General features: G+C 60.7%; 20 protein-coding genes. 10 read left to right on the top strand and 10 right to left on the bottom strand.

Features of this window, described 5'->3' with window-relative positions:
• Nucleotides 1-172 precede the first annotated feature (172 nt).
• The 4 genes from F8N96_RS15910 to F8N96_RS15895 all read left to right on the top strand — a co-directional run bounded on the left by F8N96_RS15910 (nt 173) and on the right by F8N96_RS15895 (nt 4851).
• Nucleotides 173-1249 (top strand): putative 2-aminoethylphosphonate ABC transporter ATP-binding protein, encoded by a 1077-nt coding sequence (locus tag F8N96_RS15910; protein WP_150798600.1) that lies wholly within the window; start codon nt 173-175, stop codon nt 1247-1249.
• Nucleotides 1249-2973, top strand: coding sequence for a putative 2-aminoethylphosphonate ABC transporter permease subunit (locus F8N96_RS15905; protein WP_150798599.1), 1725 nt, complete (start codon nt 1249-1251; stop codon nt 2971-2973). The genes F8N96_RS15910 and F8N96_RS15905 overlap by 1 nt, the downstream gene beginning before the upstream one ends.
• 32 nt (nt 2974-3005) lie before the next feature.
• Nucleotides 3006-4031: a putative 2-aminoethylphosphonate ABC transporter substrate-binding protein gene (locus F8N96_RS15900; RefSeq protein WP_150798598.1), complete on the top strand. Its 1026-nt coding sequence runs from the start codon at nt 3006-3008 to the stop codon at nt 4029-4031.
• Between the two features lie 259 nt (nt 4032-4290).
• Nucleotides 4291-4851: a phosphonate degradation HD-domain oxygenase gene (locus tag F8N96_RS15895; RefSeq protein WP_150798597.1), complete on the top strand. Its 561-nt coding sequence runs from the start codon at nt 4291-4293 to the stop codon at nt 4849-4851.
• A 228-nt stretch (nt 4852-5079) separates the two neighbouring features.
• On the opposite strand, the gene F8N96_RS15885 is transcribed toward F8N96_RS15895, so the two are convergent.
• Together F8N96_RS15885 and F8N96_RS15880 are read right to left on the bottom strand one after the other, a co-directional pair.
• The gene (locus tag F8N96_RS15885) at nt 5080-6456 is read right to left on the bottom strand and encodes a GTPase/DUF3482 domain-containing protein (RefSeq protein WP_150798595.1); all 1377 of its coding nucleotides are present in this window, start codon (nt 6454-6456) and stop codon (nt 5080-5082) included.
• Entirely contained in the window at nt 6449-7819 is a 1371-nt protein-coding gene (locus tag F8N96_RS15880; RefSeq protein WP_150798594.1) for a DUF2868 domain-containing protein, read from the bottom strand. Before F8N96_RS15880 ends, F8N96_RS15885 begins: the two co-directional genes overlap by 8 nt.
• An 85-nt stretch (nt 7820-7904) precedes the next feature.
• Between F8N96_RS15880 and F8N96_RS15875 the strand changes: the two genes are divergently transcribed.
• Nucleotides 7905-8417, top strand: coding sequence for a dihydrofolate reductase (locus tag F8N96_RS15875; RefSeq protein WP_150798593.1), 513 nt, complete (start codon nt 7905-7907; stop codon nt 8415-8417).
• A gap of 110 nt (nt 8418-8527) precedes the next feature.
• On the opposite strand, the gene F8N96_RS15870 is transcribed toward F8N96_RS15875, so the two are convergent.
• Nucleotides 8528-9919 carry an L-cystine transporter gene (locus tag F8N96_RS15870; RefSeq protein ID WP_150798592.1) on the bottom strand — a complete coding sequence of 464 codons (1392 nt, stop codon included), beginning with the start codon at nt 9917-9919 and terminating at the stop codon, nt 8528-8530.
• 241 nt (nt 9920-10160) lie between these two features.
• Between F8N96_RS15870 and F8N96_RS15865 the strand changes: the two genes are divergently transcribed.
• Together F8N96_RS15865 and F8N96_RS15860 are read left to right on the top strand one after the other, a co-directional pair.
• Nucleotides 10161-11216, top strand: coding sequence for a haloacid dehalogenase-like hydrolase (locus tag F8N96_RS15865; RefSeq protein WP_150798591.1), 1056 nt, complete (start codon nt 10161-10163; stop codon nt 11214-11216).
• 595 nt (nt 11217-11811) lie between these two features.
• Nucleotides 11812-12099 (top strand): DUF6124 family protein, encoded by a 288-nt coding sequence (locus F8N96_RS15860; protein ID WP_007995493.1) that lies wholly within the window; start codon nt 11812-11814, stop codon nt 12097-12099.
• A 208-nt stretch (nt 12100-12307) separates the two neighbouring features.
• Here F8N96_RS15860 and ilvD read toward each other — a convergent pair whose 3' ends face one another.
• From ilvD to F8N96_RS15845, 3 genes are all read right to left on the bottom strand, one after another.
• Nucleotides 12308-14149 (bottom strand): dihydroxy-acid dehydratase, encoded by a 1842-nt coding sequence (gene ilvD / locus F8N96_RS15855; RefSeq protein WP_150798590.1) that lies wholly within the window; start codon nt 14147-14149, stop codon nt 12308-12310.
• A gap of 316 nt (nt 14150-14465) precedes the next feature.
• Nucleotides 14466-14924 carry an REP-associated tyrosine transposase gene (locus F8N96_RS15850; protein ID WP_150798589.1) on the bottom strand — a complete coding sequence of 153 codons (459 nt, stop codon included), beginning with the start codon at nt 14922-14924 and terminating at the stop codon, nt 14466-14468.
• Between the two features lie 205 nt (nt 14925-15129).
• On the bottom strand, nt 15130-16326 hold the full coding sequence (locus tag F8N96_RS15845) for a class I SAM-dependent rRNA methyltransferase (protein WP_150767638.1): 1197 nt from the start codon (nt 16324-16326) through the stop codon (nt 15130-15132).
• A gap of 335 nt (nt 16327-16661) precedes the next feature.
• On the opposite strand from F8N96_RS15845, the gene F8N96_RS15840 reads away from it, so the two are divergent.
• From F8N96_RS15840 to F8N96_RS15830, 3 genes are read left to right on the top strand one after another with little or no spacing between them, the layout of a single operon-like run.
• On the top strand, nt 16662-17477 hold the full coding sequence (locus F8N96_RS15840; protein WP_191635362.1) for an HDOD domain-containing protein: 816 nt from the start codon (nt 16662-16664) through the stop codon (nt 17475-17477).
• Nucleotides 17478-17501: 24 nt separating this feature from the next.
• Nucleotides 17502-18314 (top strand): bifunctional DNA-formamidopyrimidine glycosylase/DNA-(apurinic or apyrimidinic site) lyase, encoded by an 813-nt coding sequence (gene mutM, locus F8N96_RS15835; RefSeq protein WP_150798587.1) that lies wholly within the window; start codon nt 17502-17504, stop codon nt 18312-18314.
• 52 nt (nt 18315-18366) lie between these two features.
• Nucleotides 18367-18690, top strand: a complete 324-nt coding sequence (locus tag F8N96_RS15830) for a multidrug transporter (RefSeq protein ID WP_150798586.1) — start codon at nt 18367-18369, stop codon at nt 18688-18690.
• A gap of 176 nt (nt 18691-18866) precedes the next feature.
• On the opposite strand, the gene F8N96_RS15825 is transcribed toward F8N96_RS15830, so the two are convergent.
• The 4 genes from F8N96_RS15825 to F8N96_RS15810 form a co-directional block, all read right to left on the bottom strand.
• Complete coding sequence (locus tag F8N96_RS15825) at nt 18867-19118, bottom strand: YfhL family 4Fe-4S dicluster ferredoxin (protein ID WP_003195146.1); 252 nt, start codon at nt 19116-19118, stop codon at nt 18867-18869.
• A 196-nt stretch (nt 19119-19314) separates the two neighbouring features.
• Nucleotides 19315-19794, bottom strand: coding sequence for a pantetheine-phosphate adenylyltransferase (gene coaD, locus F8N96_RS15820; protein WP_150767643.1), 480 nt, complete (start codon nt 19792-19794; stop codon nt 19315-19317).
• Between the two features lie 115 nt (nt 19795-19909).
• Nucleotides 19910-21505 carry a GMC family oxidoreductase gene (locus F8N96_RS15815; protein ID WP_150798585.1) on the bottom strand — a complete coding sequence of 532 codons (1596 nt, stop codon included), beginning with the start codon at nt 21503-21505 and terminating at the stop codon, nt 19910-19912.
• An 89-nt stretch (nt 21506-21594) separates the two neighbouring features.
• Nucleotides 21595-22140, bottom strand: a complete 546-nt coding sequence (locus F8N96_RS15810) for a twin-arginine translocation pathway signal protein (RefSeq protein WP_150798584.1) — start codon at nt 22138-22140, stop codon at nt 21595-21597.
• Nucleotides 22141-22164 lie beyond the last annotated feature (24 nt).

The following is a 22164-nucleotide window of genomic DNA, read 5'->3' as shown; positions in this document are numbered from 1 at the left end:
TCCCCCTGTAGGAGCTGGCTTGCCAGCGAAGAGGCCAGGCCAGACAACACATAACCCAACCCAACCCAACCCAAATCCCCGAATACCACTATCAGCCATTTTTGCCTCACTGCCACATGACGTACGCATTACATCCCTAGGATGGCCTTCATCTGCTTGATGAGGCCTGTCCATGAACCACTCGATCGCAACTGCCCTGACCAATCCCGGCGCCCCGATGAAAGTGCGCGGCGTGCAGAAGCGTTTCGGCGCCTTCACCGCGCTGGATAACGTTTCCCTCGACGTCGCGGCCGGTGAGCTGGTGTGCCTGCTCGGCCCGTCGGGCTGCGGCAAGACCACTTTGCTGCGCTGCATTGCCGGCCTTGAGCAGCAGGACAGCGGCGAGTTGTATCTCGGTGACCGCGACGTTTCCCGCCTGGCACCTCAGGCCCGGGACTACGGCATTCTGTTTCAGTCCTACGCGTTGTTCCCCAATCTCACCGTCGAGGCGAACATTGCCTACGGCCTCGCCGGCAGTGGTCGCGATGAAGTGCGCAAGCGTGTCGCGCAGATGCTGGAACTGGTGGGCCTGATCGGCAGTGAGAAAAAGTACCCCGGCCAATTGTCCGGCGGCCAACAGCAACGTGTCGCCTTGGCCCGTGCCTTGGCTCCGGCGCCGTCCTTGTTGCTGCTGGACGAGCCGATGTCCGCACTGGATGCCCGGGTCCGTGAGCATCTGTGCACCGAACTGCGCCAACTGCAACGCAACCTCGGCATCACCACCTTGATGGTCACGCACAATCAGGACGAAGCCATGCTGATGGCCGACCGCATCGCCGTGATGAACAACGGCAAGGTCGAGCAGTACGCCACGCCGCAGGAAATCTACGACCGCCCGGCCACACCCTTTGTGGCGGAGTTTGTCGGCCAGGGCAACTGGCTGCCGTTCAGCCGTAGCAGCGACAGCCATGCGCAGGTCGGCGGGATGAACATGCGCCTGGCCGAAGGCAGCGCAAAAGCCGCCTCGGGTCGTCTGTTCTGCCGCCCGGAAGCGATCAACGTCAACCCGCCGGTGCATGAAGAAAACCTGTTCCCGGCCAAGGTCCGCGAGATCACCTTCCTCGGCAACCGTTGCCGCATGAGTTTTGAGCTCGATCAACTGCCAGGCCATGCGTTGCTGGCGGAGCTGGCGCCGGAAGCCATGCCGCGTCTGGGGGCGCAGCAGATCATGGTGGCCTTGCCTCCACGCAGCCTGCAGGTGTTTGCCTGATGAGCGCGAACATCGCGCTGCCGATGCCGCACAAGCAGGTTCGGCAGGCCTCCCGTGCCGAGATCGGCGACCGGTTGTTCGTCGTGGGCGGCAAAGTCCTTTTGCTGGTATTGCTCGGCATTGCGGTACTGATGCCATTGCTGGCGATCTTCTGGCGCGGCTTCAGTTCGGAAGCCGGGCAGGGCGGTGGACTGGTCGCCGCCCGTGAGTTGGTGACCAGTGCCAACTTCCACTGGCTGCTGGGCAATAGCCTAAAGGTTTCCCTCAGCGTCGCGGCGATTGTCGTACCGCTGGCTTACCTGTTTGCCTACGCCTTGCAACGCACATTGATTCCCGGCAAGGGCATCTGGCGTGGCATGTCGTTATTGCCATTGATGGCGCCATCGATGCTGCCGGGCATTGCACTGGTTTATCTGTTCGGTAACCAGGGCATGCTGCGTGGTTTGCTCTCGGACAATATCTACGGTTTCTGGGGCATTGTTCTGGGCGAGGTCATCTACACCTTCCCCCACGCCTTGATGATTTTGCTGTCGGCCCTGTCCCTGGCGGATGCGCGACTGTTCGATGCCGCATCCAGCATGGGCGCCAGTCCTGCAAAAGCTTTCCGCAGTATCACTTGGCCGGCGACGCGTCAGGCGGTGTTCGCGGCGTTCTGTCTGGTGTTCACCCTGACCATCACCGACTTCGGCGTGCCCGTGGTAGTCGGTGGCGACTATCAGGTGCTGGCGCTGGAAGCCTACAAAGCCGTGGTCGGCCAGCAACAATTCGGTCGCGGCGCCTTGATTGGCATGGTCCTGCTGTTGCCGGCGCTGTTCAGCTTCGGTGTCGACGCCTGGTTGCGTCGACGTCACGGCGACTCCATGAGTGGTCGGGCGCAAGTCTTTCAGCCAGCACCGTCGAAACTGCGTGACGGTTGCTACTTGGCCATCGTGGTCCTGATCTGTGCAGTATTGCTGCTGGTATTCGGCATGGCGGTGTTCTCGTCGCTGGTCAAATTCTGGCCGTACAACCTGTCGCTGTCGCTCAACCATTACCAGTTCAACGACACGGCGGGCGGCGGCTGGCTGGCCTATGGCAACAGCGTGAAAATGGCGTTGTGCACGGCGTTGATCGGCAGCGTGCTGATCTTCACCGGGGCTTACCTGATGGAAAAAACCAAGGGCCAGCGTGGATTGAATCTGACACTGCGCATGCTCAGTTTCGTACCGATGGCAGTACCTGGCCTGGTGCTGGGCCTGGGTTACGTCTTCTTTTTCAACCTCACCGGCAACCCGTTGCATGTGCTCTACGGGACCATGACCCTGCTGGTGGTCTGTACCATTGCTCACTATCTGACCACCGCGCAAATGACCGCCACCACCGCGCTGCGTCAGCTCGATGCCGAGTTCGAGGCCGCCGCGCTGTCGCTCAAGGCACCCCTGTATCGGCACTACTTGCGAGTCACCGTGCCGATCTGCCTGCCGGCGCTGCTGGACATCGTGCGCTACCTGTTCGTTTCGGCCATGACCACCGTCTCGGCGGCGATCTTCCTCTACAGCCCGGACACCATCCTCGCGGCGGTGGCGGTGCTGAACATGGACGACGCCGGCAACGTCGGCGGCGCGGCGGCCATGTCGACCCTGATTCTGTTCACCTCGGCGGGCGTGTCCCTGCTGCTGGCCTGGGCTTCGCGCGGTTTGCTGCGTCGCTCCCAGGCCTGGCGGCAGACCGCGCCCGGTCATTGATTCATACCTTCAACTCACACAGGAATTGCACCATGTTCAAGCCTTTGGCCCTGGCCGCTGCTGTCCTCACCGCTTTCAGCCTGAACGCCTTTGCGGCGAAAACCGAGTTGACGGTGTACACCGCCCTCGAAGCCGAACAACTGAAGACCTACAAGCAAGCCTTCGAAAAGGCCAACCCGGACGTCGAGATCAAGTGGGTGCGCGATTCCACCGGCATCATCACCGCCAAGCTGCTGGCGGAAAAAGCCCGTCCGCAGGCCGACGCCGTGTGGGGCTTGGCGGCATCGAGCCTGGCGATTCTGGATCAGCAAGGCATGCTGCAAAGCTATGCGCCGCAGGACCTGGGCAAGATCGGCGTCAACTACCGCGACGCCGCCAACCCTCCGGCCTGGGTCGGTATGGACGTGTGGGCGGCGACCATTTGCTTTAACACGGTCGAAGCCGAGAAGCAGGGACTGACTAAACCGGTCAGCTGGCAGGACCTGACCAAGCCTGAGTACAAAGGCAAGATCGTCATGCCCAACCCGGCCTCGTCCGGCACCGGTTTTCTCGACGTCAGTGCCTGGTTGCAAACCTTCGGCGAGAAGCAGGGCTGGCAGTACATGGACGACCTGCACCAGAACATCGGCCAGTACGTTCACTCCGGCTCCAAACCTTGCAAGCTGGCGGCTTCGGGTGAGTTCCCGATCGGCATTTCGTTCGAATATCCGGCTGTTCAGCTCAAGCGCCAGGGCGCGCCGCTGGACATCATCCTACCGAAAGAGGGGCTGGGCTGGGAGATCGAAGCCACTGCAGTGATCAAGGGTACACCGCAGGAAGAGGCGGCGAAAAAACTGGCGGACTTCTCTGCGAGCCCGGCGGCGATGGAGCTTTATAAAGAAAACTTCGCGGTTCTCGCGCAGCCGGGCATTGCGAAGCCACAGACTGAGTTGCCGGCGGATTATGAGCAGCGTCTGATCAAGAACGACTTTGCCTGGGCGTCGAAGAATCGCGATGCAATCCTGACTGAGTGGCGCAAGCGGTATGACGGCAAGTCAGAGAAAGTGGCTGCAAAATAAGATCTTTATTGGCTGACAGGGCCTCTTCGCTGGCAAGCCAGCTCCTACGGGGATCTAGGGTGGATGCAGATTTTGTGAACACCTCGAAACCTGTGGGAGCGAGCTTGCTCGCGATAGCGGTCTCTTGTATGTCGAGCAGGTAGGCGACTGGATGATCGAACGGGCCGAGCAAACGCTGGGCTGCAAAGTGCAAGTGGTGGAATGCAGGCAGGGTGTCTATGGTTCACGGGGTCGGGACCGTTTTACTGGGGGAAATCTGATGCAACGCAACGAGCAAGTGATCGCCGAAGTGTTCGCTTTGTACGAGCGCTTTGGCGACAGCGACTACATCGGCGAACCGGTGTCGCAGATCGAGCACATGTCCCAGGCGGCCGAACGGGCCATGGCCGAAGGCTATGATGATGAAGTCGTACTGGCGGCGTTCTTTCATGACATTGGCCATATCTGCCCCGCCGAGAATGCCGAAAATATGGGTGGTTTCGGGGTAGTCAGCCATGAACGCCTCGGTGCGGACTACCTGCGGCGCGCAGGCTTCAGCGAGCGGATGGCGCGGCTGGTGGAGTACCACGTCCAGGCCAAGCGTTATCTGACGCTCAAAGAGCCCGGGTATTACGAGCGCTTGAGCGAAGCCAGTCGCCGGACCCTGGAATATCAGGGTGGGGTGATGACCGCTGAAGAAGCTGAGGCGTTTGAGCAGGATCCGTTGTGCGAGATCAGCCTGCGGATGCGTCAGTGGGATGAGCAGGCGAAGGAAATGTCGGTGCCGGTGATGGATCTTGCGGTATTGAAGGAAAAAGCAGTGCGCCTGCTGAGTGCGTAATTGTATGAAACCGAGGCGCGGCCTCTTCGCTGTGTAGGAGCGAGCTTGCTCGCGAACAACTCAAGGGCGCCGCGTTCACCCAGGCAGCCCTCGTCATCGTTAACGTCCATCGCGAGCAAGCTCGCTCCTACCAGGTTTTGTGACCGACACGGACCCTGCGGGATCGGCTGTGCGGCGATCCGACTTGCCCGCGATAGGGCCCCCCAAACACCACAACTGCTGCGGCGTTTACAACTGCCGCGCCAACACCTCAACCTGCTCCTGCCTTTCCGCCTGACTCAACTTCGCCTGTGGATTGAGCGACGACCACTGCGGATGCGCCCGGGCCTTGTTCAGCGCTTCGGGCAGTTTACCTTCGCGCCAGGTCTTGTCCTGTGGGGTAGCCACCTGAATGCTGTCCATCGCCGCATGCCCACGCGCATTCAACGCCTGCAGCAGCTGTCGCTGGCGCAACGCCAACAGCCGCAGCACGCTGTCATCGACGGTCAGTTCGCGCTGGCCTTTGATCTTGCCCATCAACCGGCTGCCATAACTACGGGCAGTTTGCAGCGCTCCGCCGGCAATCGCCCCGGCCAGCGCTGCTGCGCCGAGGGTCAGCCCGCCTACCAGTAAGTCGACCCCGGCCCCGGCCGCCGCGCCGGCCGCGATACCGCCACCGACCCGCACGCCCAGTTGCTTGAGGGTTTCCGGGTTGAACAGATCGTCACCCCAACGGCCGTCGAGCAGCGGCAGATCAGTGGCCGACGCGTCTTGGGGGCGAAAGGCGTAGAGCTTGAGCAGGGCTTCGACGCAACGTTGTTCCCGTTGGCGAACGGCTTTGTGCAGTTCGTCGATGGCGCGCTGTTCCTGCTCGGCGTTGCTCAGCACGCTGCGTCGGCAGGCGGCGCAATCGATCAATAGATCGGCGATCAACTGCGCCGCGCTCTGCTCACGCGCCAGCCGTTGGGCTTGTTGATCGGCGATCAGGCGCTCCAGTTGCTCGCGGGAATTTTCCAGCAGCAGCGCGAGGCTTTCATAAAGTCGACGTTCGCCATCCTCCGGCGGCGCGACGCTGTCGAAACGCACCAGTGCGTGCAAGCCCAGGCGCGCCAACGCCTCCCGCCAGTCCGGTTCGCGATGGTTGGCGCTGCTGACGAAGTTGAGCACCGGCAGCAACGGTTTGCCACAACTGGCCAGCACGGCCAGTTCATCGCGGTACTTGGACAGCACCGGCTCGCGGGCGTCGATCACGTAGAGGCCGGCGTCGCAGGTCAGCAGTTGCCGCAGCACCTTGGCTTCCTGTTCGAAGCGTTGCCGGGCTTCGCTGCCTTCAAGGAATCGTGCCAGGCGCGCCGGGCCGTCGAGGCGTTCCCCGGGCCGCTCCAGACGTTCGAGGTAATCGAGCAGGGCAATGGCGTCTTCCAGGCCAGGCGTGTCGAACAGGTCGAGCAAGGGTTCGCCATCCACCGACAACCGCGCGCCTTCAACGTGGCGGGTGGTACTGGGTCGATGGGAGACCTCGCCGAAACCGACATCCCGGGTCAGGGTGCGTAGCAGCGACGTTTTGCCGACGTTGGTGTGGCCGACCACGGCGAGCTTCAATGGCGGTTTCCAGGGCTTAGTCATGACCGGTCTCCAGCCAGTTCAGCGGCGCACTGTCGGCGAACGGCAGGTCCAGCTGTTGCAATGCCACGTGCCAGTCGCCGAGGCGCGCGGCATCCAGCGCTTCGCCGGGCGGCGCTGGCAGCAGCCAGACGCGGGTGGCGCTGGCGCCGCGAGCCAGTTCGGCGATCAGTGCCAGACTGCCGCGATCCGGCGAACGGCGCGGATCGCAAGCGATAGCCAGGCGCGCAGGGGGGAATCGACTCAGCTGTTCCAGCAGTTTGTGGCGGGATTCGCGGCTGTCGAGGATGCCGGCGTTGCTCACGGTTTTCGGCAGTTGTGGCGGCCACTGGCGTTGATCGTCCAGCTCGATTGCCACCAGCAACGCGCCATCGCTCGGCAGGTCACTGCTGCCGTTTTCAATCTGGTGCAGGTGTTCCGGGGCGGCATCGCTGATGCCCAGCCGTTCGCTGGTGGGCATCAGTCGTTCGCGCAATTGGGCGTAGCCAGGCAGGTTCAAATCCAGCTGCAAGGTTGCCTGGCCGGTTTTCCAGCGCCAGCGGCAGAACAGCGCCAGCAGCAAGCGCGGCAATACACCGTAGACCAGCAGCACCCCCACCAGCCACGCCGCCCAGGCCTGGCGGGCGCTTTCGATATTCAGCGCGGCATCGCCACTGGCGCGGATCATCTCCACGGTGGGCACGCTGAACCCGAGCAGGGCCGGCAGTGCTCCCAGGGCCTGGGTCATGGCGACGAAGGTTTCGCCACCGAGAATAGTGGTTTCCCAGACGAAGCCGTAACGCCGGGTCGCCATCAGCATCAGCAAAATCACCAAGGCACTGAGCATCGCCAGTAACCACAAGCCGTTGACCAGTACGCCAAGCGCCCAGCGATTGAGTTTGTGTCGTTGCAGTAACAGCAGCAGGGCCGGCGCCAGTTGCGCCGCCTTGGCATCGCGGGCGAGTTTTTCACTGAGCCACAGCCACACGCGTCCCAGCGTTGCGCCGTGTTCACCGGCAAACACCAGGCCCAGCGCCCAGCTCAGCAATAAAATCAGGTTCAGCCCGAGCAGACTGCCCAGGGCCCAGAACACATTCACCGGCGTCTGCCCGTCCCCCAGCGCGGCAAATGCCAGGCCGGCGCCGCTGACCACGGCCAGCACCGCCATGACGATCAGCGCCAGTCGTGCACCTTGCAGCCAGTGCTGGAGGGCATTGGTCAGTCCGTCACGCTCGGCCAGCCATAGGGCCCGGTGTTGAATCCGGGTCGGCAGGTCGCCGCCCGCGGCACGGGCCAGTCGATTGGCTTCCAGATCATCCAGGGGGCCGGCGTGTTCTTCGCGCAGGCGAATGGTTTCCGTCAGCCAGAGGTTATTCAGTTCAGTCACGCGGCATCCCGTCGCTCAATTGAGTCGTGAGCATAACCGCTGTGACGCTTATCGGGGTACGGGAGGCTCTGGTATCCTCGCCGGCATGACTAAATCACTTCCCCTCAGCCTGATCGCAGCCCTCGGTGAAAACCGTGTGATCGGCGTCGACAACAGCATGCCCTGGCACTTGCCGGGGGATTTCAAATATTTCAAGGCCACCACCCTCGGCAAGCCGATCATCATGGGGCGCAAGACCTGGGATTCCCTCGGTCGCCCGCTGCCGGGCCGGTTGAACATCGTGGTCAGCCGTCAGGCGGATCTGGTGCTGGAAGGCGCCGAGGTGTATCCGTCGCTGGAGGCCGCCATTGTTCGCGCACAAGCATGGGCGAACGAGCAGGGCGTCGATGAGGTGATGTTGATTGGTGGGGCGCAGTTGTATGCCCAGGGATTGGCGCAGGCGGATCGGCTGTATTTGACGCGTGTGGCGTTGAGCCCGGAAGGGGATGCGTGGTTTCCGGAGGTTGATGCGGGGCAGTGGAAGTTGGTGTCGAATGTGCCGAATCCGGCGGAAGGGGATAAGCCAGCCTACAACTTTGAAGTGTGGGAAAAAGCTTAAAAGCTTCGCCGGCAAGCCAGCTCCAGAATGTGTATTGATCGCGTCTTTTGCGAACGACACAACCCCTGTAGGAGCTGGCTTGCCAGCGAAAGCGATCTATCAGGCGCCGATCAAGCGTGCGCCAGCTCCGAATGCTCATCCGCACCCAGCAACTCTCTATCCGTCTGCTGCATCACCTGGCTGGTAATCGCCCCCGCCGCAATCGACCCGCTGACATTCAGCGCCGTACGCCCCATATCGATCAGCGGCTCGACCGAAATCAGCAACGCCACCAATGACACCGGCAACCCCATCGCCGGCAACACGATCAGCGCGGCAAACGTCGCGCCGCCACCCACCCCGGCCACCCCGGCCGAGCTCAGCGTCACAATCGCCACCAGGGTCGCGATCCACAGCGGATCCAGCGGGTTGATGCCCACGGTGGGCGCCACCATCACCGCCAACATCGCCGGGTACAGACCGGCGCAGCCATTCTGGCCAATGGTCGCGCCGAACGAGGCGGCGAAACTGGCGATGGACTGTGGAATGCCCAAACGGCTGGTCTGCGCTTCGATGCTCAGCGGAATGGTCGCGGCACTCGAACGGCTGGTGAAGGCAAACGTCAGTACAGGCCAGATCTTGCGGAAGAAGCGCAGCGGATTGATCCCGGCGGCCGAGACCAGCACGCCATGCACCACAAACATCAGGCCCAGACCGATATAAGACACCACGACAAAACTGCCGAGCTTGATGATGTCCTGCAGGTTGGAGCCGGCGACCACCTTGGTCATCAGCGCCAATACGCCATACGGGGTCAGCTTCATCACCAGGCGCACCAGACGCATCACCCAGGCTTGCAGGGTGTCGATGGCGTTGATCACTTTCTGACCTTTCTCAACGTCATCCTTGAGCAGTTGCAGCGCCGCGACCCCGAGGAACGCAGCGAAGATCACCACGCTGATGATCGAAGTCGGTTTGGCCCGCGCCAGGTCGGCGAACGGATTTTGCGGGATGAACGACAGCAACAGCTGCGGCACATTCAGGTCCGCGACCTTGCCGGCATAGTCGGTCTGGATCGTTTGCAGCCGGGCGATTTCCTGAGTGCCGGCCACCAGGCCTTCGGCGGTCAGGCCAAACAGGTTGGTCAAGCCGATACCGACCAGCGCGGCGATGGCGGTGGTGAACAACAGCGTGCCGATGGTCAGGAAACTGATTTTGCCCAGCGACGAAGCGTTGTGAAGACGGGCCACGGCACTGAGGATCGAGGCGAACACCAGCGGTATCACGATCATTTGCAGCAACTGCACATAACCGTTGCCCACCAGGTCGAACCAGCCGATCGAGGCCTTCAGCACCGGGTTGCCGGCACCGTAAATCGTGTGCAACGCGACACCAAAACCCACGCCCAGCGTCAGCGCCAGCAGGACTTTTTTCGCCAGGCTCCAAGTGGAGTGGCGGGTTTGTGCCAGACCGAACAGTAAGGCGAGGAACACCAGCAGATTGAGGATCAGCGGCAGATTCATGAAAACTCCGATAAAGACTTGTGCCAGCCACCTTCCGGGGCAGCTGCGAACCGGCAAGCCTAACAGCTTGATATCTAATGAATTAATATCAAAAAAGTCTGAATACTGTCGTTTTTGGAATAAGAAGATGTCGCTTTCAGGAATGCGGCTGACGCGATAGGCACGTTGGCGGTCGTTGGCAGGCGAGGAGTGTCACACTTATTTGTTAGCGTCGATCTCTTTGAATCAGGGAGATTTGACGATGAGATTTGCACCGAAATTTCTGGTTGCAGCACTTTGCCTGGGCCTTGCCGGCCAGGCACTCGCCACGGATCTTAAACACTGGCCAGCTGATCAGGCCAAGGCGCTGGACGCGATGATCGCCGCCAACGCCAACAAGGGCAACTACGCGGTGTTCGACATGGACAACACCAGTTATCGCTACGACCTTGAAGAGTCGTTGCTGCCGTTCATGGAAAACAAAGGCCTGATCACTCGCGACAAACTCGACCCCTCCCTGAAACTGATTCCGTTCAAAGACACCGCCGAACACAAGGAAAGTCTGTTCAGCTACTACTATCGCCTCTGCGAACTTGACGACATGGTCTGCTATCCATGGGTCGCCCAAGTGTTCTCCGGCTTTACGCTCAAGGAGCTCAAGGGTTATGTCGACGAGCTGATGGCGTCCGGCAAACCGGTGCCGAGCACCCATTACGAAGGCGACGTGGTCAAGACCATCGACGTCAATCCGCCGAAGATCTTCACTGGCCAGAAAGAGCTCTACGCCAAGCTGATGGAGAACGGCATCGAGGTCTACGTGATGACCGCCGCCTCCGAAGAACTGGTGCGCATGGTCGCGTCTGATCCGCAGTATGGCTACAACGTCAAGCCGCAGAACGTGATCGGCGTGACCATGCTGCTCAAGGACCCCAAGACCGGCGAGCTGACCACGGCGCGCAAGCAGATCACCGCCGGCAAGTATGACGAGAAAGCCAATCTCGACCTCGAACTGACCCCCTACCTGTGGACACCGGCGACCTGGATGGCCGGCAAGCAAGCGGCGATCCTGACCTACATCGACGAGTGGAAAAAACCGGTGCTGGTCGGCGGTGATACTCCAACCAGCGACGGTTACATGCTGTTTCACGGCGTCGACGTGGCCAAGGGTGGCATCCACCTGTGGGTCAACCGCAAGGACAAGTACATGACCCAGATCCAAGGCATGATGGCCAAGAACGCCGCGGCCCAGGCCAAGGAAGGGTTGCCGGTGACGGCGGACAAGAACTGGGTGATCGTGACGCCGCAAGAAATCCAGTAAGGATTTGGATCTGTTGATCGTTCCCACGCTTTGCGTGGGAATGCAGCCCGTGACGCTCCGCGTCACTGGACGCGGAGCGTCCCTTGAGGCATTCCCACGCTGGAGCGTGGGAACGATCAGAAGATCTCGGGTGAAACACAGACTGTGTGAACACCGAAGATCCCCTGTGGGAGCGGCGGTGCGACGATTCGACTTGCCCGCGAAGGGGCCAGTCGGTGCAATGAAAACCTCTGTTTGATCAACTTCTTCCTACAGTCGCAACCTGCACGTTCTTGCGTAAGGGACTACGACTACTTCAGAATTCGCCGACTTGTGCGCCTTGCCCTCGGACTCTACCGTCTACCAGTCGTTGAACATCAGCGATCGGGTTTGGTAGCCCGGCTGTGTAGGGTGCAAAGCATCATGATTTGCAGACGTTCTTGCGTCTCTGCTTTTATGGTGGTCATGCACAGGGCGCTTTCGGGCGCGCCGGTTTCCTTACACCCCGGTCTACCAACCTGCGCATGGCCGCCACCTTAATGAGATGGGCTGACCATACATTCGTTTGGTAGCGAGGGTGATGGCTCCTTGTCTTATGGTGTAAGGAGTTTTATTTATGCTCAAAATTACCCCCGATCCCCCAAATACCGACAACCTGTCAGCCCACATCAACGCCACCCCACGAAAACCCAGCCGAACATTCGTCATCGCCCCTGGCCTCGACACCGAAACCCTGTTGGCCCACGCCTGCGAATCCCTCGCCTCGGCCAATGTCATGGCCAGCGATTTCGCCGGCCTGCTGGAAGGCTCTCAGCGCAGCACGATGCTGGGAATTGCCCAAGTCATCATGCTGGGCGAGCTGGCAGTGAACCAAGCGCTGGATAACCTCGACCCGCAGGATTAACGCAAAAGATCGTCAGAGACGATGCTCACTGTAGGAGCGAGCTTGCTCGCGAAGGCCGCAAGGACGACGCGTTAAATCAGATAGTACGCGTCATCGTTCACGACCATCGTCGGAACGCCGCCCGGAGCAAGCTCGCTCCTACAAGAGATAGATGCAAACAAAAATGCCCCGCACTTGGCGGGGCATTTTTATGTTCGATGGTTAACGCTTACAGCCCATCAAGCATCGCCTTGTTACGCACCGCACCCTTGTCGGCACTGGTGGCCAACAGAGCATAGGCCTTCAACGCGGTAGTCACCTTACGTGGACGCTTCTCCACCGGCTTCCAGCCTTTCTGATCCTGCTCAGCCCGACGCCCAGCCATCTCTTCATCGCTGATCAACAGGTTGATCGAACGATTCGGAATGTCGATCAACACCTTGTCGCCGTCCTGCACCAGACCGATCGCACCGCCAGCAGCCGCTTCCGGCGAAGCATGGCCGATGGACAGGCCCGAGGTGCCGCCGGAGAAGCGGCCGTCAGTGAGTAATGCGCAGGCTTTGCCCAGACCTTTGGATTTCAGATACGACGTCGGGTACAGCATTTCCTGCATGCCCGGGCCGCCTTTCGGGCCTTCGTAACGGATGATCACGATGTCGCCGGCCTTCACTTCATCCGCGAGGATGCCGCGTACGGCGCTGTCCTGGCTTTCGAAGATCTTGGCGTTGCCTTCGAACACATGGATCGACTCGTCGACGCCGGCGGTTTTCACCACGCAGCCGTCCAGCGCGATGTTGCCGTACAGAACGGCCAGGCCGCCTTCTTTCGAGTAAGCGTGTTCGACACTGCGGATGCAGCCGTTTTCACGGTCGTCGTCCAGGGTCTCCCAACGGGTCGACTGGCTGAACGCGGTTTGCGTCGGGATGCCCGCCGGGCCGGCCTTGAAGAAGTGATGCACCGCTTCGTCGTCGGTCTGGGTGATGTCCCACTTGGCGATGCCTTCGGCCAGGGTCTTGCTGTGCACGGTCGGCAGGTCGGTGTGCAGCAGGCCGCCACGGGCCAGCGAGCCGAGGATGCTGAAGATCCCGCCGGCGCGGTGCACGTCTTCCATGTGGTACTTCTGGATGTTCGGCGCGACTTTGCACAGTTGCGGCACGTGACGGGAGAGACGGTCGATGTCGCGCAGGTCGAAATCGATCTCGGCTTCCTGGGCCGCGGCCAGCAAGTGCAGGATGGTGTTGGTGGAACCGCCCATGGCGATGTCCAGGGTCATGGCGTTTTCGAACGCCTTGAAATTGGCGATGTTGCGCGGCAACACCGACTCATCGTTGTCGGTGTAGTAACGCTTGCACAGCTCGACGATGGTGCGGCCGGCCTGCAGGAACAGTTGCTCGCGGTCGCTGTGGGTGGCCAGGGTCGAACCGTTGCCCGGCAATGCCAGGCCGAGGGCTTCAACCAGGCAGTTCATCGAGTTGGCGGTGAACATGCCGGAGCACGAACCGCAAGTCGGGCAGGCGCTACGCTCGTACTCTGCAACCTTCTCGTCAGAAGCGCTGGAGTCGGCGGCGATCACCATGGCGTCGACCAGGTCGAGACCGTGGCTGGCCAGTTTGGTCTTGCCGGCTTCCATCGGGCCGCCGGAAACGAAAATCACCGGGATGTTCAGGCGCAACGCAGCCATCAGCATGCCAGGGGTGATCTTGTCGCAGTTGGAGATGCAGACAATGGCATCGGCGCAGTGGGCGTTGACCATGTACTCGACGGAGTCGGCGATGATCTCGCGGCTCGGCAGCGAATACAGCATGCCGTCGTGGCCCATGGCGATGCCGTCATCCACGGCGATGGTGTTGAATTCTTTCGCTACACCGCCGGCGCGTTCGATTTCGCGTGCGACCAGTTGGCCCAGGTCCTTGAGGTGCACATGGCCCGGTACGAACTGGGTGAAGGAGTTGGAAATGGCGATGATCGGCTTTTTGAAGTCGTCATCTTTCATCCCCGTGGCGCGCCACAATGCGCGGGCACCGGCCATGTTGCGGCCGTGGGTGGATGTTTTCGAGCGGTAATCAGGCATGAAGCACTCCGGGCGGCTAATCAGGTATCAAAAGGGAAGTGAGCTTCTATTGACGTCTGGAACACCGGAAATGGCCGTGTGTCCTGATGTTTGCCGATAACTTTGCGGGATCGCCGCGCGCTTCAGCTTGAGCTCATAAACCCGCCGGGGGATGACTGGCGATGAATGTGGCGATTCTACACGGCTGGCGTCAGGAGGGAATGCCTGTAGGAGCGAGCTTGCTCGCGAAAATCCTGAGAGCGCCGCGGGGTGTCAGGCTTCCAGCGTTATCGTTGAAGACCATCGCGAGCGAGCTCGCTCCTACAATGGGGGTGTTTCAGATCCAGATGGCATCCCACAGCGGATAATGGCCGATATGCTCGACTAACCCGGCTCGCAATGGATTGGCAACGATATACCGAGCCACCGTTTTCAGATCGTCCTCTCGACGCAGGGCGCGATCGAAGTAGCCCTTTTGCCAAACGGGCGCTGAGAAGCCTCGTTCGTTATTGATGAAGCGCGCACTGCGGGATTTGGTGACTTGCATCAGTTTCGGCAAATCCCCGTTATGCAGCTCAACCAGCCAGTGAAAGTGATCCGGCATGACCACCCAGGACAGGGAAGTAACATTGCCAGCTTCCTGAGCCCTTCTGAACTCGTTCACCACTAACCGACCAATGCGCCAATCCTTGAAGGCCGGTTGTCTTTTATGAGTAACAGCAGTTAGTAGATAGATACGACCGTGTTCAGCGTAACGACCGGTTCGTAAACAATGGGCTTTTGGCGTGCTGGACATTCCGTTGTCCTCTTCCGAGATGTGAGGAGAAACGGTAGATGCGGGATTGGCGGTTGTCGCTGTGACAGTAGTTCTGGATATGTCATGGACTTGTAGGAGCGAGCTTGCTCGCGAAAAGCGAACAGACGACGCGGGGTGTCAGGCATCCAGCGTTATCGTTGGAGTCCATCGCGAGCAAGCTCGCTCCTACAGTGTTTTTTTGGTTTTAGCTGTTTGGCAGCAACCGGCAGGTGATGCTCTTGATGTAACGAGTCTCGGCAATCGCCGGATGCACCGGATGATCCGGCCCCTGGCCGCCACGCTCGAGCATCTGGATGTTGCGGTCCAGGTGACGGGCGCTGGTCAGCAGGATGTTTTGCAGATCGTCTTCCGGCAGGTGCATCGAGCACGAAGCGCTGATCAGGATGCCGTCCTTGCTGAGCAGGCGCATGGCTTGCTCGTTCAGGCGGCGGTAGGCGCCTTCGCCGTTCTTCATGTCTTTCTTGCGTTTGATGAAGGCAGGAGGATCGGCGACGATGACGTCGAAGCGTTCTTCGCTGGCTTTCAGTTCTTTCAGGGCTTCGAACACGTCGCCTTCGATGCAGGTCATCTTCTCGGCGAAGCCGTTCAGCGCGGCATTGCGCTCGACACCGTCGAGGGCGAAGGCGGAAGCGTCGACGCAGAACACTTCACTGGCGCCGAATGCGGCGGCTTGCACGCCCCAGCCGCCGATGTAGCTGTACAGGTCCAGTACGCGTTTGCCTTTGGCATAGGGAGCCAGGCGTGCGCGGTTCATGCGGTGATCATAAAACCAGCCGGTCTTCTGGCCCTGGATGACGGGCGCTTCGAATTTCACGCCGTTCTCTTCCAGCGCGACCCACTCCGGCACCAGGCCGAACACGGTTTCGACGTAGCGGTTGAGGCCTTCGGCATCGCGTGCGGCGGAATCGTTCTTGAACAGAATGCCGCTTGGCTTGATGACTTGAGTCAGCGCCGCGATCACGTCTTCTTTATGGGCTTCCATGGTCGCCGAAGCAATCTGGACCACCAGGATGTCGCCGAAACGGTCGACCACCAGGCCTGGCAGCAGGTCGGAATCGCCGTAGACCAGGCGGTAGAACGGCTTGTCGAACAGGCGCTCGCGCAGGGACAGGGCCACGTTCAGGCGGTGCACCAGCAGCGATTTGTCCAGCGGCAACTTGATGTCGCGCGACAGCAGGCGGGCGCAGATCAGGTTGTTCGGGCTCATGGCTACGATGCCCAGCGGCTTGCCGCTGGCGGCTTCGAGGATCGCCTGGTCACCGGCCTTGAAACCGTGCAACGGCGTGGCGGCGACATCGATTTCGTTGCTGTAGACCCACAGGTGACCGTTTCGCAGGCGTCGGTCGGCGTTGGCTTTGAGGCGCAGGCTAGGCAGGGACATGACGTCGCTCCGGAAAAAAGAGCGGGAGTATAGCGTGTTGAGGGTGATGGCGGGCTGGGTGGCGATGAAACGCGGAAGACGCCTTCGCTGGCAAGCCAGCTCCTACAGGGTTTTGTGTTGACCACAATTCATCGGTACGCCGGCGATCATGTAGGAGCTGGCTTGCCAGCGAAGCGATTTCAAACGCTACGCCGACTGTAAGTTCCTGCGATTGGCCCTCCGGTATGTCGGATCCAACTTCATAACGGTTAGAATTACCACCTGACCCTGAGTGCGTATTTATGTTCCAAGAGCTGACCACTGAACAGATCCGACAGTCCCTGCAAGGCATCAGCGTGCCGGCCCAACCGCAAATCATGGTGGATTTGCAGATGGAGCAGTATATGCCCGACCCGGATCTGGACGTGATCGCCAAGTTGATCTCCCAAGACCCCGGCCTCTCTGGCTCTTTACTGAAAATCGTCAACTCGCCGTATTACGGCTTGAGCAACAAGATCGCCTCGATCCAGCGGGCGGTGAATCTGTTGGGCAGCCGTTCGATCATCAATCTGATCAACGCGCAGTCGATCAAAGGCGAAATGAATGACGACACCATCGTCACCCTGAACCGTTTCTGGGACACCGCCCAGGACGTGGCGATGACCTGCCTGACCCTGGCCAAGCGCATCGGCGCCCAGGCCGGCGATGAAGCGTACGCCCTGGGCCTGTTCCACGATTGTGGCGTACCCTTGATGCTCCAGCGTTTCCCGAACTACATGAGCGTTCTGGAAGAGGCCTACGCCAATGCCAGTGCCGAATGCCGGGTGGTGGACACCGAGAACCGGATGTTCAACACTAACCACGCAGTGGTCGGTTATTACACAGCCAAGTCCTGGCGCCTGCCGGAGCACGTGACCGCTGCCATCGCCAACCATCACAATGCCTTGGCGATCTTCACCGATGAATCGTCGCGCAACAGCCAGCTGAAAAGCCTGCTGGGGATCCTGAAAATGGCCGAGCACATCTGTGCGTCCTATCGGGTGCTGGGCAACCAGACCGAGGACCACGAGTGGAACAGCATCGGGCCCTTGGTTCTCGATTACGTCGGCCTCTCGGACTACGACTTCGAAACCCTCAAACAAACGATTCGCGACCTCGGCGCACACCGCTGAGCGACCGCCTGATTCGAGAGCCCCATGCCTGAACTGCCGGAAGTCGAAACCACCCGCCGCGGGATTGCGCCGCACCTTGAAGGCCAGCGCGTCAGCCGGGTCATCGTGCGGGAGCGCCGTCTGCGCTGGCCGATTCCCGAAGACCTCGATGTGCGGCTGTCCGGCCAGCGCATCGTGTTGGTGGAGCGACGGGCCAAGTACCTGCTGATCAATGCCGAAGTCGGCACGCTCATCAGTCATTTGGGGATGTCGGGCAATTTACGTCTGGTGGAAGCCGGCATGCCGGCGGCCAAGCATGAGCACGTGGACATAGAACTGGAATCGGGGCTGGCCCTGCGTTATACCGACCCGCGCCGGTTTGGCGCGATGCTCTGGAGTCTCGATCCGCTCAACCACCAATTGCTGATTCGCCTGGGGCCGGAACCCTTGACCGACCTGTTCGACGGCGAGCGTTTGTTTCAGCTGTCGCGTGCACGTTCCATGGCGGTCAAGCCGTTCATCATGGACAACGCGGTCGTGGTCGGTGTCGGCAATATCTACGCCACCGAGGCGCTGTTCGCCGCCGGCATCGATCCGCGCCGGGAGGCGAAGAGCATTTCCCGGGCGCGCTATCTGAAGTTGGCGATAGAGATCAAGCGCATCCTTGCTCACGCCATCGAGCGCGGCGGCACCACATTGCGCGACTTTATCGGCGGTGACGGGCAGCCCGGTTACTTCCAGCAGGAATTGTTCGTTTACGGCCGCGGTAACGAGCATTGTAAGATCTGTGCAACGCAATTGCGGGAAGTCAAACTCGGGCAGCGTGCCAGCGTGTTTTGCCCGCGTTGTCAAAGCTGACAGGCCCTTGGGGCTATAGTCAGTACTCACTGTCTAGCCGAAGGACCGTGCCATGAACCTGTTTCGAACCCTTGTCGTCGTTCTGTTGCTGAGTGTCGGTGCGCCTGTGCTGGCGGCGAACACGGGTAGCGGCGACCCGCGTTACACAATCCAGAATCCCCCCGCGTACGCCATGATCGGTGATTTACTGATCGCCCGACCCTTGCTGGTCGCGGCGACGGTGATCGGTGCCGGCGTGTTTGTGGTGTCGTTGCCGTTCACCGCGCTGGGTGGCGGCGTTGGCGATGCCGGCCAGGCGCTGGTGGTGGACCCGGCGAGAGCGGCGTTTGTGCGGTGCCTGGGGTGTATCGGGGAGGGGTTTGAGCAGCGGGAGTGAGGTCAGTTACATCTTTGGTGTGGCTGATGACCCCTTCGCGAGCAAGCCCGCTCCCACAGTGGATCTGTGTTGTTAATCCGATAGTGTGAACACAACACATCCACTGTGGGAGCGGCGGTGCGACGATTCGACTTGCTCGCGAAGGGGCCGGCACAAGCGCTACAAAAACCTCAGGCTCACGCCTTGCCGGTAATCTTCCGGTACTTCTCCATCAACTGCTCTTCAGTCTCCGGATGCGCTTCGTCCAGCGGAATGCAATCCACCGGGCACACCTGCTGGCACTGCGGTTCGTCATAGTGGCCGACACACTGTGTGCACAGGTTCGGGTCGATCACATAGATCTCTTCGCCCTGGGAGATGGCGGCGTTCGGGCACTCGGGTTCGCAGACGTCGCAGTTGATGCAATCGTCGGTGATGATCAGGGACATGCTAACTCCAGCCAGGGCGGAATACCCGGGCGCAATAAATCAATGCGCACAATTGTGCCGCATTAGAGCCCGCAGTGCACGCAAGTGCGACGTACTGTAGGAGCCGGCTTGCTGCGGACGGCGTTTCGACGAAAGCGGTGTTTCAGGTACACCGCGTTGCATTGATCGCCAGCAAGCCGGCTCCTACAGTTCAGTATTACTTCTTGAAACGCTCGTAGAGCGCATCCGCCACCGCCGGGTGGACGAACTTGGTGATATCACCGCCCAAGGCGGCGATTTCACGCACCAGCGTCGAGGAAATGTACGAATAACGCTCGGACGGGGTCAGAAACATACTTTCCACATCCGGTGCCAGTTGGCGGTTCATGTTGGCCAGCTGGAATTCGTATTCGAAGTCCGACACCGCTCGCAAGCCACGCAGGAACACGTTGGCGTTCTTCTCTTTGGCGAAGTGCGCCAGCAGCGACGAGAAGCCGACGACTTCTACGTTGGGTAAATGTTTAGTGACCTCGCGTGCCATTGCCACACGCTGTTCCAGGGGAAACAACGGGTTTTTCTTCGGGCTGGCGGCGACGGCGATGATCACATGATCGAACAGGCGCGCGGCGCGTTCGACCAGATCGCCATGGCCCTTGGTAATAGGGTCGAAGGTACCTGGGTACAACACTCGGTTCATCGCGTCGTCCTGGCGGGAATCCGTTGGGGAGTCGGATGGTATCGCAGCCTTCCCGGTCGGCCAAGTCGCCTGTTGGGTAAGAAAGCACTATAGACGATCGCAATATTCTCCTTTTTCATGGGTTTTTCAAACGTTCGGCCAGGGAAGTGGCCAGTTGCGCCGTCAGCCCGTACACCGACAATTGCGGGTTTGCCCCAATGCTGGTGGGGAATAGCGAGCCGTCATGGATCGACAGATTGCCTAGCTGATGATGTCGGCCAAGGCTATCGGTTACGGCGTTTTTCGGATCTTCACCCATGGCACAACCGCCCATCACATGGGCACTGCCCAGCCGTGTGCGATACAGCTCAAGGCTCAAACCGTCGATCAGCGTGCGGACTTCGGCGAGGGTCTTCACGTAGCGAGCGTCGGCGTGCATGGGCATCACCGCCTTGGCGCCGCCAGCGAACTGGATCTCGGCCATGCTGTGAAAAGCGCGGCGCAAACCGTCCCAGGCATAAGGTGACACCTGATAATCGAGCACTGGCGTACCGTCACCGCGCAACTCGACGCTGCCGCCGGGGCTGTCGGGGTGAAAGCCGTCGCGCAGTAACGCCAACATCGCATGGGTGTGGGGCAGGTGCTCCATGTGCCGGGCGTTTTCCTTGCCGAAGCCACCAAGCAGGGTCGTGGCCAGCGCAGGGTGAAGCGGTGGCACCTCCAGTTTGTAGGACATCTTGCCGGTGGTGCCGTCCTGCCACTGGAAATGGTCGGAATAGATCGATTGCGGCGCGCCGTAGAACGGATTGATCACCTCCTCGAACAGGCTGGCGGACATGTTGACCAGGTGCAGGAACGTCCGTTTGCCCAGGCGCTTGTGCGGATCGGGCGCGTCGGAGCGCAACAGCAGCCCCGGGCTGTTGATGCCGCCGCCGGCCAGCACGTAATGTCGGGCCTTGATCGTGATAGTCCTGCCTGTGGGGGCGACGCAACGCTCATCCATCGCCACGCATTGCAGGCCAGTGACCTTGCCGTCCACGATCGAGAGTTTTTCGGCGCGGGCGAGGTAGAGCAGCTCGCCACCCTTTTCCAGGGTGGCGGGAATGGTGGTGACCAGCATCGATTGCTTGGCATTGGTCGGGCAGCCCATGCCGCAGTAGCCCAGGTTCCAGCAGCCGCGCACGTTGCGCGGGATGACATGCCAGGCGTAGCCGAGTTTTTCGCAGCCTTTGCGGATCACGTCGTTGTTGGCATTCGGCGGAACCATCCAGGGAGCTACGCCCAGACGTTGTTCCATTTTCTCGAACCAGGGCGCCATTTCCGCCGGCGTGTGGCCTTTGATGTCATGCTCCCTGGCCCAGTGTTCCAGGGTCGGATCGGGGGTGCGAAAGCTCGACGTCCAGTTGATCAGCGTCGTACCGCCCACCGCCCGTCCCTGAAGAATAGTGATCGCGCCGTCCTTGCTCATGCGGCCGATGCCTTCCTGGTAGAGACTGGTATACGCCTGGTCTTCGAGCATCTTGAAGTCGCTGCTGGTCTTGAGCGGACCTTCTTCGATCAGCAGCACCTTGTAGCCGGCGGTGCTGAGGATGTCCGCTGTGGTCCCGCCACCGGCGCCGCTGCCGATGATGGCCACGTCCGCTTCGAGGGTCAGGTCCTGGGTCAGTTGCGAGCCGTTGTAGGTTTTCCAGCCACGGGCCAGGCCTTCGCGGAATGGGTCGGGTACGGGCATCTTCAGGCTCTCTTATTGTTTTGGATTTGGTGGTGATGCGGCGGACCCCTTCGTGAGACCGGCTTGCCGGCGAAGGGGTCGACACGATTTCAAACCTTGGGCGGCCCGGGATACCCGCAATGCGCCCACGATTCCGAGCGGCTGTACCACGCCATCATCACCAGCTGCAGCAACGAGCTATGCCCCATCCGCAGCAAACTCAGAGCGCTGTTTTCCCAACGATCGAGAAACTCGCGAATGTCTTCGCTACTGGCATTTTCCCAACTCCCCCAAATCCCGGTGAGCGGCCCGCGCGTCACGGTTATCCCCAGCACATCGAACAATTGGCGGGTCAGCTTGAGCATTGGCGGCGACAGGTGGTTGAGGCCGTTATCCAGGCAGAGCAGGGTCTGGTCGACGGCCGCCGGCAGTTTCTCGACCGCTATGGCACCGTCGAGCATCACCGGGATCAACGCTCGCAAAAACAGCAAATCGCCGTTGCGCAGCGTCGCGAAACCGCTGGCGGAAGTACTCGACGAGCAACCGCTGAGACTCGCTCCCACGCCGACCGTGGCCAGAAAGGCACTGGCACCCAGGCTGAATTGAAGCAGGCCGCGCCGGGACAGCGCGGGTGTATCGGACAGGCTTGGGCTCATTGTGGGCGGTACCCGGTGATGGTG

The sequence above is a fragment of the Pseudomonas fluorescens genome (assembly GCF_902497855.1).
GTDB lineage: Bacteria > Pseudomonadota > Gammaproteobacteria > Pseudomonadales > Pseudomonadaceae > Aquipseudomonas > Aquipseudomonas fluorescens_BI.
The sequence above is the reverse complement of the archived record's forward strand: the minus strand, read 5'-3'. Positions and strand labels throughout refer to the sequence as shown.

Excerpts from the sequence above, each read along its gene's own strand:
- F8N96_RS15910 (WP_150798600.1), top strand. The coding sequence starts at position 173 with ATGAACCACTCGATCGCAACTGCCCTGACCAATCCCGGCGCCCCGATG.
- F8N96_RS15905 (WP_150798599.1), top strand. The coding sequence starts at position 1,249 with ATGAGCGCGAACATCGCGCTGCCGATGCCGCACAAGCAGGTTCGGCAG.
- F8N96_RS15900 (WP_150798598.1), top strand. The coding sequence starts at position 3,006 with ATGTTCAAGCCTTTGGCCCTGGCCGCTGCTGTCCTCACCGCTTTCAGC.
- F8N96_RS15895 (WP_150798597.1), top strand. The coding sequence starts at position 4,291 with ATGCAACGCAACGAGCAAGTGATCGCCGAAGTGTTCGCTTTGTACGAG.
- F8N96_RS15885 (WP_150798595.1), bottom strand. The coding sequence starts at position 6,456 with ATGACTAAGCCCTGGAAACCGCCATTGAAGCTCGCCGTGGTCGGCCAC.
- F8N96_RS15875 (WP_150798593.1), top strand. The coding sequence starts at position 7,905 with ATGACTAAATCACTTCCCCTCAGCCTGATCGCAGCCCTCGGTGAAAAC.
- F8N96_RS15870 (WP_150798592.1), bottom strand. The coding sequence starts at position 9,919 with ATGAATCTGCCGCTGATCCTCAATCTGCTGGTGTTCCTCGCCTTACTG.
- F8N96_RS15865 (WP_150798591.1), top strand. The coding sequence starts at position 10,161 with ATGAGATTTGCACCGAAATTTCTGGTTGCAGCACTTTGCCTGGGCCTT.
- F8N96_RS15860 (WP_007995493.1), top strand. The coding sequence starts at position 11,812 with ATGCTCAAAATTACCCCCGATCCCCCAAATACCGACAACCTGTCAGCC.
- ilvD (WP_150798590.1), bottom strand. The coding sequence starts at position 14,149 with ATGCCTGATTACCGCTCGAAAACATCCACCCACGGCCGCAACATGGCC.
- F8N96_RS15850 (WP_150798589.1), bottom strand. The coding sequence starts at position 14,924 with ATGTCCAGCACGCCAAAAGCCCATTGTTTACGAACCGGTCGTTACGCT.
- F8N96_RS15845 (WP_150767638.1), bottom strand. The coding sequence starts at position 16,326 with ATGTCCCTGCCTAGCCTGCGCCTCAAAGCCAACGCCGACCGACGCCTG.
- mutM (WP_150798587.1), top strand. The coding sequence starts at position 17,502 with ATGCCTGAACTGCCGGAAGTCGAAACCACCCGCCGCGGGATTGCGCCG.
- F8N96_RS15830 (WP_150798586.1), top strand. The coding sequence starts at position 18,367 with ATGAACCTGTTTCGAACCCTTGTCGTCGTTCTGTTGCTGAGTGTCGGT.
- F8N96_RS15825 (WP_003195146.1), bottom strand. The coding sequence starts at position 19,118 with ATGTCCCTGATCATCACCGACGATTGCATCAACTGCGACGTCTGCGAA.
- coaD (WP_150767643.1), bottom strand. The coding sequence starts at position 19,794 with ATGAACCGAGTGTTGTACCCAGGTACCTTCGACCCTATTACCAAGGGC.
- F8N96_RS15815 (WP_150798585.1), bottom strand. The coding sequence starts at position 21,505 with ATGCCCGTACCCGACCCATTCCGCGAAGGCCTGGCCCGTGGCTGGAAA.
- F8N96_RS15810 (WP_150798584.1), bottom strand. The coding sequence starts at position 22,140 with ATGAGCCCAAGCCTGTCCGATACACCCGCGCTGTCCCGGCGCGGCCTG.